This is a genomic window from Chryseobacterium sp. Mn2064, from assembly GCF_049319685.1.
Lineage (GTDB): Bacteria > Bacteroidota > Bacteroidia > Flavobacteriales > Weeksellaceae > Chryseobacterium.
Window position 1 is genome coordinate 1,100,984 of sequence record NZ_JBMOUE010000001.1, and the last position, 13,978, is coordinate 1,114,961.

10 protein-coding genes are annotated in these 13,978 nt (G+C 36.6%); 8 read left to right on the forward strand and 2 right to left on the reverse strand.

What is annotated here, in order from left to right:
- Positions 1–46: 46 nt before the first annotated feature.
- The 4 genes from ACL9RH_RS04770 to ACL9RH_RS04785 all read left to right on the forward strand — a co-directional run bounded on the left by ACL9RH_RS04770 (position 47) and on the right by ACL9RH_RS04785 (position 7,181).
- Positions 47–958, forward strand: coding sequence for a LysR family transcriptional regulator (locus ACL9RH_RS04770; protein ID WP_422692198.1), 912 nt, complete (start codon positions 47–49; stop codon positions 956–958).
- A 58-nt stretch (positions 959–1,016) separates the two neighbouring features.
- Positions 1,017–1,379 carry a hypothetical protein gene (locus ACL9RH_RS04775; RefSeq protein ID WP_422692199.1) on the forward strand — a complete coding sequence of 121 codons (363 nt, stop codon included), beginning with the start codon at positions 1,017–1,019 and terminating at the stop codon, positions 1,377–1,379.
- Between the two features lie 305 nt (positions 1,380–1,684).
- Positions 1,685–6,022, forward strand: coding sequence for a CusA/CzcA family heavy metal efflux RND transporter (locus tag ACL9RH_RS04780; protein ID WP_422692200.1), 4,338 nt, complete (start codon positions 1,685–1,687; stop codon positions 6,020–6,022).
- A gap of 4 nt (positions 6,023–6,026) precedes the next feature.
- Positions 6,027–7,181: an efflux RND transporter periplasmic adaptor subunit gene (locus ACL9RH_RS04785; protein WP_422692201.1), complete on the forward strand. Its 1,155-nt coding sequence runs from the start codon at positions 6,027–6,029 to the stop codon at positions 7,179–7,181.
- A 36-nt stretch (positions 7,182–7,217) separates the two neighbouring features.
- Here ACL9RH_RS04785 and ACL9RH_RS04790 read toward each other — a convergent pair whose 3' ends face one another.
- Positions 7,218–7,802, reverse strand: a complete 585-nt coding sequence (locus tag ACL9RH_RS04790; protein ID WP_422692202.1) for a hypothetical protein — start codon at positions 7,800–7,802, stop codon at positions 7,218–7,220.
- 144 nt (positions 7,803–7,946) lie between these two features.
- On the opposite strand from ACL9RH_RS04790, the gene ACL9RH_RS04795 reads away from it, so the two are divergent.
- Entirely contained in the window at positions 7,947–8,486 is a 540-nt protein-coding gene (locus ACL9RH_RS04795) for a DUF4468 domain-containing protein (RefSeq protein WP_422692203.1), read from the forward strand.
- Between the two features lie 56 nt (positions 8,487–8,542).
- Here ACL9RH_RS04795 and ACL9RH_RS04800 read toward each other — a convergent pair whose 3' ends face one another.
- Positions 8,543–9,121 carry an ester cyclase gene (locus ACL9RH_RS04800; RefSeq protein WP_422692204.1) on the reverse strand — a complete coding sequence of 193 codons (579 nt, stop codon included), beginning with the start codon at positions 9,119–9,121 and terminating at the stop codon, positions 8,543–8,545.
- Positions 9,122–9,723: 602 nt separating this feature from the next.
- On the opposite strand from ACL9RH_RS04800, the gene ACL9RH_RS04805 reads away from it, so the two are divergent.
- The 3 genes from ACL9RH_RS04805 to lepB all read left to right on the forward strand — a co-directional run bounded on the left by ACL9RH_RS04805 (position 9,724) and on the right by lepB (position 13,971).
- Positions 9,724–11,289, forward strand: a complete 1,566-nt coding sequence (locus ACL9RH_RS04805) for a DHA2 family efflux MFS transporter permease subunit (RefSeq protein WP_422692205.1) — start codon at positions 9,724–9,726, stop codon at positions 11,287–11,289.
- A gap of 420 nt (positions 11,290–11,709) precedes the next feature.
- Positions 11,710–12,138, forward strand: coding sequence for a DoxX family protein (locus ACL9RH_RS04810; protein ID WP_422692206.1), 429 nt, complete (start codon positions 11,710–11,712; stop codon positions 12,136–12,138).
- A gap of 192 nt (positions 12,139–12,330) precedes the next feature.
- Positions 12,331–13,971: a signal peptidase I gene (gene lepB, locus ACL9RH_RS04815; RefSeq protein WP_422692207.1), complete on the forward strand. Its 1,641-nt coding sequence runs from the start codon at positions 12,331–12,333 to the stop codon at positions 13,969–13,971.
- Positions 13,972–13,978: the final 7 nt, after the last annotated feature.

Sequence of the window (13,978 nt, forward strand, 5' to 3'; positions counted from 1 at the left end):
CAGACAATCGGAATTATTCATACTTTTACTTCGAAAAAATTGAAGTATGGACTTTCATCAGCTCAAAAGTTTTAAAACAATTGTAGAAAAAGGAAATTTTCAGGATGCTGCAAAAGAGCTCAACTATTCTCTGTCTGCAATCAGTTATCAGATTCAGCAGCTTGAAAATGAGGTTAAATTTCCCCTGTTTGAAAAAATAGGAAGAAGAATGCTGCCTACTGCACAATCTTTAAAACTGATCCCGCACATTAAAAAAATAGAAGAGGAAATAGAGCAGATCAAACAACTGAATTCAAAGGATCAGAAAGTAGAAGGAAATCTCACCATGTCGGTTTCGGACAGTTTGTTAACCTATATTTTACAGCCTGTACTTAAAAAGTTTGTAGAAATGGCTCCCGATGTAAAACTGAAATTAAAAGTGAGAAACTGCTACGAAGTACAGAAAGAGATTATCCGAAATGATATCGACTTAGGTATTCACTATCAGGTACATGGATATGATGATCAGATCAAAGTCACGGAACTGAGTTCTTTTACCGTTGGAGTGATGGCCTCGCCACAATTTTCCGAACAGGAAAAAAACTTTGATAAGAAAGATCAGATAAAATCATGTTCTATCATCAACAATGACGTGAATGGGATTTATCAACAGCATTTTGAAGAATATCTTAAGAAAAAAAATATCCGGACAGGGCAAAGTATCGAACTCTGGAGCATAGAAGCCATTAAAAAAAGCATTATAAATAATCTGGGAATAGCCTGTCTGCCGCATTTTGTAGTAGATGAAGAGATTAAAAAAGGAGAGATTAAGGAAATTAACATCAAAGGATTTCAGTGTACGGTGACAATGATCACAGCTTATCATTCCAATAAATGGATCAGTCCGGCAATGAGCCTGTTCCTGAAAATTCTTAATGATCAGATGATGTATGAGCCTGTTCCGGGCTATAGCAATTAAAATAAAATTAATACTGAAGGGCTTTTCAGACAAAAATTTAAGCCCTATATTTGCAGGAATGATAAAATGGTTCTCCATATTATGCTCGATGATGTATGTGCTGGCTACCACCAATGCGGGGGAAGTACTTAAAGTGCCTATGTTTGTGCAGCATTTTGTAGAATACCAGGGAAGTTTTTCAGAATTTGTCATGGAGCATTATGACAATCATAAAAAAGATGCGGATTGGGATGCTGATCAAAAGCTACCTTTCATTAATCCACCTATTGTACTTACTGTACACGCACAACTTCCTGAACTTACTTTCGAGATTAAAAAACCTAAAGAAGAACCTGTTCCTCAGAAAAACAGTATCTATCAGGAAAAAGATTTTTCAAACCTTTACCTTTCCCGAATTTTCCAGCCACCACGGATTTCTTAATTGATTTCGAACTGAAAACTTGCGCTTTATGTTTTAGATATAAAGTAGTCAATTCTTGTTACATATCAATAAGTTCGCCATGTCTTGTAATCGTTTTTATATGGTACTATAGAAATCAAAAAAAGCTTTGTATTCACTATTGAAACAGCTGGGAAATCCTAAACTTTCAAGATGAAAACGCATGCACATTTTTCTTCTTTTTAAAGTTGAAAATTGGCGCTTAGATTTTGTACAAACTGCTTTTGTATTTCTATACGATACTTTATGATCATAGGCATTCCGAATGATTAATTAATAGTTTTTTCATGTTAAATAAAATTATTGAGTTTTCTGTAAAGAATAAACTCATCATTGCTCTGTTTACAGCAGCTCTCGTCCTTTTTGGAGTGTACGAAACCACTAAACTTCCTATTGATGCACAGCCTGATATCACCAATAATCAGGTTCAGATCATTACCACAGCACCTTCTTACGGAGCCGCAGACATAGAACGGCTGGTTACCTTTCCTATTGAACAAGCTACCAGTAATATCAGTGGGATTACCGAGCTGAGAAGTCTTTCACGTTTCGGGCTTTCTCTGGTAACGGTTGTTTTCGACGATAAAACAGATGTCTATTGGGCCCGTCAGCAGGTTCAAGAACGTCTGCAACTTGTTCAGGATAACATTCCCGAAGGGATCGGGAAACCAGAACTAGGACCTATATCAACCGGGCTGGGGGAAATTTTTCAATACGTGGTAAGAGCTAAAAAAGGATACGAAAATGTATATGACGAAACAGAGCTGAGAACCATTCAGGATTGGGTGGTAAGACGCCAGCTGTTGGGAACGAAAGGAGTCGCAGATGTCAGCAGCTTCGGTGGTAAGCTGAAACAGTACGAAATCGCCATCAATCCCAATAAACTTCAGGCATTCAATATCAATATCAACGATGTTTTTGCAGCATTGGAAAAGAATAACCAAAATACAGGTGGGGCTTATATTGAGAAAAAAGAAACCGTTCTTTTTATCCGCAGCGAAGGGCTTTTGGGCAGTACAGATGATATCGGAAGCATTCAGGTGGCAGAAACCAAAGAAGGAATTCCGATTCATATCAAAGATGTAGCATCTGTCAAGATAGGATACGCCACAAGATATGGGGCGATGACTTTTAATGATACAGGAGAAGTTTCAGGCGCTATTGTTCTGATGCTTAAAGGAGAAAATGCGAATGAGGTCATTGGAAATATCAAGCAGCGACTTGAAAAAATACAGGAATCTCTACCAGAAGGCGTGGTTATTGAGCCTTTCCTTGACCGCGCTAAAATGGTGAACAATACCATCAGTACCGTAAAGACCAACCTGATGGAAGGAGCTCTGATTGTTGTCTTTATTCTTGTTCTTTTCTTAGGCAACTTCAGAGCAGGTTTATTGGTTGCTTCTGTCATTCCTTTAGCAATGCTTTTTGCTATTATTATGATGAACATCTTTGGGGTAGGAGGAAATCTGATGAGTCTTGGTGCTTTGGATTTCGGTCTTATTGTAGATGGAGCCGTTATTATTGTGGAAGCAGTACTGCATCAGTTGGCCCATAAAAAGCATTTCGGAAAAGATAATATGCTCAGCAAAAATGAAATGGATGAGCAGGTTTCCAGTTCAGCAACAAAAATGGTCAACAGTGCTGTTTTTGGGCAAATCATTATTTTGATTGTTTACCTTCCGATTTTTACCCTTCAGGGAATTGAAGGTAAAATGTTTAAACCTATGGCACAGACTGTTGCATTTGCTTTAATAGGAGCTTTTATCCTTTCACTTACCTATATTCCGATGATGAGTTCTCTGGTGTTGAGCAGAAAGAAAAAAGAAAAAGACAATATTTCAGACAGGGTGATGGCAAAAGTGGAAACAGGACATCAAAAACTGTTGATGAAAGCTCTTAAATTCAGAAAAACGATCATCATTACTGTGTTGATACTTTTCGTCGGAGCTGTTTATACCTTATCGAAAATGGGCGGTGAATTTATTCCATCCCTAGAAGAAGGAGATTTTGCAGTGGAAATGAGAATTCTGCAGGGAAGCAACATCAACGAAACCAAAAAAGTAACGACGCAGGCTTCCAGTATCCTTTTGAAACAGTTCCCGGAAATACAGAAAATTGTGGTGAAGATCGGTAGTGCAGAAATCCCTACAGAGCCAATGCCTATGGATGCAGGAGATATGATCATTGTTTTGAAGTCTAAAAAAGAATGGACCTCTGCAAAATCATTCCCGGAACTGTCTGATAAAATGAGTAAAGCATTAAAAATTATTCCAGGGTTAACGACCAGTTTTCAGTTCCCTGTACAAATGCGTTTTAATGAGCTGATGACAGGAGCCAGACAGGATGTAGTCTGTAAAATTTATGGTGAAAACCTGGACAGCCTTACGGTGTATGCCAAAAAGCTGGGAAGCATTATCAATACAGTAAAAGGAGCGCAGGATCTTTATATAGAACCAGTAGTAGGAGCGCCACAGGTAGTGATTGATTATAACCGTTCAGAGCTTTCCCGTCATCATATTTCTGTAGCAGAAATCAACAGAGTGATTAATATGGCTTTTGCAGGCCAAACTGCGGGTTCTTTGTATGAAGGAGAGAAAAAGTTTGATATCGTTGTCAGAATGGATAATGAATATAAAAAAGATCTTACAAGTATTCAGAATTTATTGGTTCCTACGGCCTCAGGAGAGCAGGTTCCTTTGTCTCAGTTGGCTAAAGTAGAACTTAAAAACAGTCCGAACCAGATTCAGAGAGAAGATACCAAAAGAAGGATCATTGTTGGATTTAATGCCAGAGGAAAAGATGTACAGAGCATTGTAGAAGAACTTCAGCAAAAAGCAGGCAAAAATCTTAAGTTTTCTCCCGGATATACCATTTCTTACGGAGGAACATTTGAAAACCTGAATGAAGCAAAAGCAAGACTGGGAGTTGCCGTTCCTATTTCTTTAGTGATGATTTTCCTATTGCTATTCTTTGCTTTCGGATCCGTAAAACACAGCCTTTTGATCTACACCGCCATTCCTTTATCAGCTATTGGAGGAGTATATTTTCTTGCCTTGAGAGGAATGCCTTTCAGTATCAGTGCGGGAGTAGGATTTATAGCCTTATTCGGGGTGGCAGTGCTTAATGGAATTGTTTTGATATCAGAATTTAACCGATTGAAAATGAACGGACTCAACAATACCAGCAGAATTGTACTGATGGGAACAAGAATCAGGCTTCGTCCGGTTTTGATGACGGCTTTTGTAGCGTCTCTCGGATTCCTTCCTATGGCAATAAGCAGCGGAGCGGGCGCAGAAGTTCAGAGGCCATTGGCTACCGTTGTGATTGGTGGTTTGATGTTGGCCACTCTTCTAACCTTATTTGTACTTCCTATTCTCTACGTTTTGTTTGAACATATTAATAAAGATAAAATGAAATTCTCTAAAAAAAATAATTATAAAAAACTGTCTGTTTTCTTGTTGCTGATTTCTTTCGGAAGTATCAGTGCCCAAGAGAATATTACTTATGATCAGGCTTTGGAAAAAGCTTTTCAGCAGAACGGAATATTGAGAAACTCTAAATTAATTTCTGAATATCAGGAGAAATTAAAAGCAAGCTATCTGGATATTCCTCAGTTGGAATTAACTGGAGGTTTTGGGCAGATTCAGGGGGAGGAAACAGATAATTCATTCGGAATATCTCAAAGATTCAGTTTTCCCACGGTTTATTCTAAAAGAAAGCAGATGCTGAATGCGGAATGGACTGCGAGTGTAATCAACCAAAATCTCACAAAAACTCAGCTTACCAAAGAAGTGACGGATGTTTTCTATAAAATTTTAGTACTTCAGGAAAAGAAAAAAGTATTGGAATACATCAGCAAACTGTATCACAATTTTGCTGAAAAAGCCTCTTTGAGATTAAAAAAAGGAGAAGCCAATATTTTGGAAGAATCTACCGCAGAAATTCAGAACGAACAGATAAAAGTACAGCTGAACAGCCTTGAAAATGATCTGAATATTTCAAAATTACAACTTCAATTGCTTCTTCAGTCTGAACAAACCTATCTGCCTGTAGCAGAAAAACCGATTATGGATATTGCTCTTCAGATTTCTGATGATCGTGTAAAACAACATCCGGAACTTCAATACCTTCAACAGCAGATTAAAGTGGGAGAGGCAGAAATACAGTTGGAAAAGAGCAGACTGCTTCCTGATCTTTTGGTAGGATATACCAATCAAAGTATGAAAAATATCAACAATAACCGGTTCAATTCGGTGCAGGTGGGTGTTGGAATTCCTTTGTTTACAAAAGGGCAGAGAGCATTGGCAAAAGCGGCACAGGCGAAGATTGCCGTTACAGAAAATCAGTATCAGAGAAAAGAGATTGAACTTAAAAACAGATTAAATCAGCAGATCAGCAATTATATGAATCAGCAGAAAATCATTGAAAACTACGAACAAAAACAACTTCCAAAGTCTGAAACCATTTTAAAAACGGCTCAAAAACAAATGGAAGTCGGCGAGATAGATTATCTCAACTGGGTAATATTGGTGAATCAGGCGGTTAAAACAAAAGCAGACTACATTGATCAATTGGAAAAACTGAATCAGATCGGAGCCGAACTTAATTTCTTAATTTCAAAATAACATCATGATGCAATTCAAAAAAATATCAATATACAGCCTTACTTTAGTTCTTGTTTTATCTTCTTGTTCAGGAAAAAAAGAAGAGGAGAAAACGGTTTATGAAAACAAAAAATTCAGTAAGAGCACCGAAAATACGGTTCGTCTTACAGAACAGCAGCTTCAGTCGACTGGTATAACGACGACTTTCATTCAGAACAGAAATATGGAGAAACGGGTTCGTCTGAATGGTAAAGCAGTCATTGCGCCTTCTCATATCAGCTCTCTTTCAAGTATTATGGGTGGTCATATCAAATCTATCAATATCATCAATGGGAGCCATTTCAATAAAGGTCAGGTACTGGCTGTTGTTGAAGATCCTCAGTTTATACAGCTTCAGCAGGATTACCTGGTGACAAAAGCCCAATTGGAAGCTGCAAGATTGAATTTCAACCGCCAGAAAGACCTTAATACAAGCAAAGCCAGCAGTGACAAAACCATGCAGACCGCTCAGGCAGATTATTCTACCTTAAATGCAACTTTAAAAGGACTGGAAGAAAAGCTTCGTATCATTGGGATTAATGCGAAAGGTTTAACCACAGGAAATATCCGAAGTAGAATTAATATTTATGCTCCGTTTACAGGTTTTGTAAGCAAGATTCTGGTAAATAACGGGCAGTATATCAACCCTGCCAATACTTTGTTTGAACTGATTAACCCTGCCGGATTACTTTTGGAATTGCAGGTTTTTGAAAATGATGTGAATGATGTAAAGGTAGGCGACGAAATTATGGTGTACAATAATCAGAAACCGGATGTAAAATCCAATGCGAAGATTGTCAGCGTAGTTCCAAGTATTGAAAATGGAGGTTCTGCAACTGCTGTAGCCAAACTTTCCTCTGTAAATACAGATTTTGTAAAAGGAATGTATGTAAATGCTGAAGTGAATATCAGCAGCCGTTATACGCTGGGACTTCCCAACGAAGCCGTTGTTTCCTATGAAAATAAAAATTATGTTTTCGAAGATCTCGGGAAGTCAGGTTATAAAATGATTCCAGTGGTAACCGGAATTTCTGATGATCAGTTTACCGAGATTACAAAAGCTGATTTTTTAAAGGATAAAAAAATTGTAAAGAAAGGAGCGTACAACCTTTTGATGATGCTGAAAAATAAAGCAGAATAATTCTTTAAAAAGATCATTTTACTACATCAGAATTGATTACTTTCCGGAGCGATCAATTCTGATATCTTTCATAGGACCATCCCAATGCACTCCCTGTTTCTGGAAAAATGCATCCAGCGTTCTCCAGTCTTCATAAGTCATCAGAAATTCTTCTTTGTTTACCGGAATTTCTTTTGAGAAATAATAATGATCACAGCCGAAGCAGAAATCAATATATGACCACTGACTAGCTTTATAGATAAACAATGTATTATGAGGTTCAAAACAATAGTTTCCGTCCCATGGTTTATTTTTTTTCTGTCCTGTTATAATATTAATGAGCTCCTGTTTTGCCTCCAAAGTGAGGAGGGCTTTTTTTCTTATGATTTCGCTGTTCGGAATTCCGTCTTTTAGTAAAGATCGCTTTATTCTTACTGTACTTTTCCCCGGTCTTTCAGTTTCTAATATAAGGTCTGCATGGCTTGTCAATACAATACTGTCTGCATCTTGTAGATAATGGGCCAAATCTTCATTGAGATTTTGAGAGAAAAGGAATATTGATTGTGCAATAAAGCTGACGATGAAAATTTTGCGGATGATTGCAGCGGTTTTACCAGCCAGCGATCCTTTATTTTTTATCATGATAGGGCTAAAAGTTTAAGTGATAAATATAGCATAAAAAATATTGATTATAATATGGGCTTTACGGATATCCGTATCCTTCAAATGCCTTGTGATACTATATTTGCCAAACAAATTAAGGTTATAAACAAAGAGAAATAGAACATGAAAAAGATCATCCTATTAACATTTTTATTATTGAATTCTTTATTATTCTGCCAGGAGTTGACCTATGAAGAAGCTATTCAAGTGGATTCTTCTGTGACGAAACAGGAACTTTATGATAGAGCGAAAATGTGGCTTTCAGATAATTTCAGAGTAGGGGAAAAATTCAATACAAATGATAAGGGTATTGAAGGAATAACCGCAGACGGAGTTTTTAAGTATAAAACCAATAAGCTATTCTTCGGATTATGGTGTATTGTGGGGAATGTGCATTTCAAAATAGACATTTTTACAGCTGATGGTGAATATGGTTATGCCATTCATTCTCTGACACATGAAGGTTCATATTTTAATGGAAATATGCCTATAAGTTACGGACTTCTTACTACAAATGAAAAAGCTCCACAACCTAGTAGAGGAGGAGCTAATGACAAAGTATGGAAAGATATTAAAGTAAAGTCAAATGAAAAAATAATGACCATTATTTCAGATCTTAAACAAGCGATGTCAAAAAAGATTGAAACGAAGAATGAGCTGTAATATAGTTGCTTAAAATACAAAACGGGAAACTTGAAAGGCTTCCCGTTTTGTATAATTTACCATGTACTTTTGCGGTCCATAATCTGATTCATAAATGCCTGATTATCCCAGAAGAGATATTCCTCACTCATGGTCCCTTGTTTATTCCAAACCCCAATGGTGGCCATCGGTAATTTGAATTTTTTTCCCGTAGGCTGAATGAATGTTCCATCAGGAAGAGGCATTGGTTTTGTAAATGTACCTTCCATAAAACCCATTACAGCTGTAAGATTTTCTTTTCCCAATCTAAAAGGCTGTTCCTTGATTTTTGTATCCGGAGCATACACAAACATTGCCTGTAAGGTTTTGATGTGCTGATCGATTCCTTTTTCAATATGCCCGTCGGGAAAGTGTACTACAATATCTTTGGCATGGCTCTCCTGTAACCTTGACCATTCTTTGTTGCTGAAAACGACAAAATCCAATGTCTGAAAGGTTTCCAGATTTTTAGAGACAATCTGATCGGCAGCTGCTAATTCTTTAATCTTTTTAAGGGCTTTTTCTACTTCATTTTGTTTGGTGTTTTGAGCGTAATAGCTGATGCTCACTACTAATAAACCTAAAAACAATACTTTTTTGATGATTGATTTTTTCATTTTGTTAAAAATTTACGTTATCTATTTTCTACAAGAAGCTGTTGAGTAATTCTTACCCGATCTTCTTCAGCAAATGTACAGTAGCCTTGAAATTCTGTAGTTATCCCTATCAAAGCAAAATTTACTATATCCAATCCTCTTGATCATTGGATTGCTGCTATCAAACAACATCTTATTGACTATTTTTTCTTCTCTTCTTGAATGAGTTTTGATGAAATAGCTTTGGTCAAAAAAATAGAGGAATAATTTTTTTAATTAAAATATACTAAACGGTATATTTTTTTTCTATTTTTGTATCCTTAAATTTTATATAAGGCTAAAGAAATAGAAATCTCCGATTTTTTTTGCTTATGAAAATACCGATCGGTATAAATTATTTAGTCATTAAGTTTATCAACTATTAAAAGTAAATACTATGAATAGGTTAAGAATTGGTGATTTTAAAACCCAATACGTTTATTATGCAAACATGAATTACAAGATCAGTGCTGAAATGGGTTTGAACATATTCCCATCATTTTCTGTTGCTTAAAATTGATAATTCAATAGCATAAAATTTTTAAACATTATAATACCGATTGGTATATTTTAAATTTAATATCATGAAATCTGAAACAGAAAACAGCTGGAAAAGACTCATACTGATTATAACGGTTATTTCGGCCGCTATAATGGAGCTAATAGATACTTCAATTGTAAATGTTGCCCTCAACCACATGAGTGGTAATCTAGGTGCTACGTTGGAGGACACTTCGTGGGTGATCACCTCTTACGGGATTGCCAATGTAATTATCATTCCTATGACGAGTTTCCTTACCAATAATTTGGGGCGGAGGAATTATTATATTGGTTCCATCATTCTGTTTACGTTGTGCTCTTTTATGTGTGGAAATGCCACTAATATCTGGGAACTGGTTGCTTTTCGTTTTTTGCAGGGAATAGGTGGAGGAGCATTGCTATCTGTTTCTGCGATGGTGGTTTATGAATGTTTTCCTAAAGAAAAGCAGAATATCGCAAGTGCCTTGTTTGGGATAGGAGTTTTCATTGGCCCTACCATTGGCCCTACTTTAGGAGGCTATATTACCGATAATTATTCCTGGAACTGGATTTTTTATATAAATATTCCAGTAGGTATTCTTGCGGCAATTTCATGCTTTAAGTTACTGCCAGAATCTCCCACCAGACAAAAAGTGAAACAAATAGATTGGCCTGGAATTATCTTGCTGATCATTGGAGTCGGTTCATTACAAACCCTGCTCGAGCGTGGTGAAACAGAAGATTGGTTTGCAACAAGATATATTATCTGGCTTACCGTTGCAGCGGTTATTTCCCTTGTCCTGTTTGTGTATCGGGAACTTACAACACCTTATCCTGTTGTAAAAATTTCACTGTTGAAAAATCCTTCATTAAGTATCTCTGCGATATTAACATTTATTACAGGAGTCGGAATGTTCACGTCCATATATCTTACACCTGTTTTTGTGCAGCGGTTGTTGGGGTTTACGCCATCTCTTGCCGGCCAGATGCTGTTACCAGGTTCTATTGTTGCGGTATTTGCATTAATCATTACCGGAAAATTACTGCAAAAAGGTGTTCCTCCCGCACTCATTGTTTTATTGGGGTTCGCCAGTTTTATCTTCTTTAATTACAGTATGTCGCGGGTAGATCTGGATGTTTCTTTCACCGCTATTTCTATCAATCTGATTTATAGAGCAATTGGAATGGCATTGCTTACAGTACCTTTATCAACCCTTGCTGTATCTTCTTTAGAAGCAAAAGATATGGCTCAGGGAACGGCAATCAACAATATGATGAGGCAGCTTGGAGGATCGTTCGGAATATCCATTATCAATACTTATATTGCGAGACAGATGGCCCAGCACAGAATGGACTTACTTTCACATCTTACTCCTGAGAATCTGAGCGTTACCCAGCGATTGCAAAGTTATACGACGTTATTTCAAAGTAAAGGGTTTGGGCTGTATGATGCACAGCAGAGAGCTCTAGGAGTACTCGAAAAAACAGTTGTAAAACAGACCGCACTTTTAAGCTACCTGGATTCTTATATCTTTATTGGACTTGCATTTACATTTTCGTTACCGTTACTTCTTATATTTTTAAGAAAGAAGCGAAATACGAATACTGTCATTCCTGTTTCTGATCATTAACTATTTTTTAAGTGAAATAAGCTCATTAAAAAAATGAGTCTGAAAGTAATTAATATCTGCAATAATTTATTTTTACTATTATATTTTTATAAAGAAAGGCTGTTCTTATGAGCAGTCTTTCTTGTTGGTATTAGAACCTTATTTCTGTACAGACTTCATCCATCCATTCAATATAGGGTCACTTTTTAAATGATTCAATACAATGGATTGGATTGGCCAAATCTTGGTTTGATAGGGATAACTTCAGTAGGGATACGTCACTTTAACTTTGTCCTCAACAAAAACAGTAAAAATGATTAGAATGTGGAATTGAAGAAAACCAAAATTTCTACAATGCGGCCAGACTCTGCTCATCACTGTTTTTATGCATCTGTCATACTATATGTCTTCAATAAAAATATATAAAACTTCGTTGATAAAATGAATACAATTACTTCTTTACATAGTATAAACAAACACAGTTTAGCTATACTCATCCAGCGTGTATCTATAGGCGTTTTGATGTTATTTCACGGCTTTTACAAACTCTCAAACGGCGTGAATTGGATCATAGAAATATTAGCATCAAAAGGACTTCCCGGTTTTATTGCTTATGGCTCTTATATAGGGGAAATAGTAGCTCCTATCATGATTATTTTGGGTATTAAAACACGTATAGCATCGGCAGTTTTAGCAGCAACTTTGCTTAATGCCTTTATATTGATGCATACATCAGATTTCTTGTCCACCAATCCAACCAATGGAGGATGGCAGATAGAACTGATTTTCCTATACTTTTCAGGAGCGGTGCTGCTCATCATCACGGGAGGCGGGAAGTATGCTTTAACAACAAAAACTCAATATGACTAAGGTATTATTCAACAATCATAACTAATCATTATTTCTATTTTATGCTTCGAAGAGAAATTTATTACCCAACAATTTGCTGCAATATTATATCAAGCAGATTGCGGGATAATAGTTTCTCTTTTTTTTGTGAAAAAACAATAGATCTTTCATCAGATGAGATCGAATCAAATGTAATATTAACTCTGCCGTTATATGAACTATTTTTTAATTTACACCGGGTATGTGCTCATTCTATCCCTGTTAATGGGAGTTTCTAGCTGGAGATTGTATAAAATCATGGGATACCATCCGCTGATTAGCTGCATTCCTTTTTACAATTATTATATCATCCAAAAGGAAACCCAACATCCAAAGTGGTGGGTCATTCTGGCTTACTTACCTGTAGTAGGACCAATTATGTTATCTGTTTTCCATCTTTATCTTATGAAAAAGTTTGGGAAAGAGGGATTAAAAGATCAGATTCTCACTGTTTTGCTTCCTTTTATTTATATAGGAATTGTTAACTATTCGAAAAACAAAATACTTCAGGAATCACCTTCAGATGAAGATATTTTCAGTGAAAACAGCACAAAAAAAGATTCTTTTGCAGGTTCTCTTACATTTGCAGTTGTTTTTGCTACGGTTATTCACGTTTTTGTGGCTCAGCCTTTCGGAATTCCCACAGGATCTATGGAAAATACAATGCTGGTGGGGGATTTTTTGTTTGTTAACAAATGGAGCTACGGATACCGATTACCCATGCGTCCTCTCTCAATACCATTTCTACAGGGAACCATTATGGATACAGGAAAGAAAGGAAATCCAAAAGACGATCCCAAATCCTATATAGAATCGGTAAAGCTCCCGTATGAAAGAATTTTTCAGTTTCAGAAACCCAAAAGGAATGAGCTGGCAGTGATCAACTATCCGAGAGATTCGGTACATAAAGCTATTGACCGGATGGATCCTTATGTTAAAAGGAATGTGGCCGTAGCAGGAGATATATTTGAAATTAGAAACGGTAAGTTTTTCATTAACGGTAAATCCGAACATACTATTGGAGATCAATTTTTGCAGCATTCATTTACCGTCAGAACCTCAGCTCCAATGAATATTTCCTCACTGTATAAAGCATATGGCTACTTGCCTCTGAATGAGGTTCAGACCAACAGCGGTTTTACCTATACATTTCAGGGTTTAACAGAAAAGGTCGCCTCTGATCTCAGAAAAGATGATAATATACAAAGCATATTACAGAATTCATGGCCAAAGGATTCTGCGGCTGTTGCCTATCAATTAAATGCTGATCATTCTGCGTACACCAAAAGTATAGATACTTCACAATCTATCTTTCCCATCAACAAGAAATGGAATCCTCATTGGTACGGTCCGGTAAGAATCCCTAAAAAAAATGATATCGTGACGCTGAATCAGGAATCATTACCAATGTACGAATGGATTATTAAAGAGTATGAGCATAATAGTTTAGAACGTAAAAATGGAAAAATCTTCATTAATGGAAAGGAAACTACGCGCTACACGATTCAGCAAGATTATTACATGATGATCGGAGACAATAGAGACGCTTCTTTAGATGGAAGGTTTTTTGGATTTGTTCCTGAAGAAAATATTATAGGAAAACCCATATTAACGTGGTTAAGCATTCAGGGACTTTTCAAAAATGATAGCTCTACATATCAGGCTCCCTTGAAAATCAGATGGGACCGGATGTTTAAGCTTGCCAATACCGGAGAAACCAATAAAACATCCTATTGGTGGGTGGGAGTCATCATCTTGGTCGTGCTTTTTGGTTGGGAAAATATCATTCGATTAATTAAAAAAATAAGAAGCTAACTGAAAG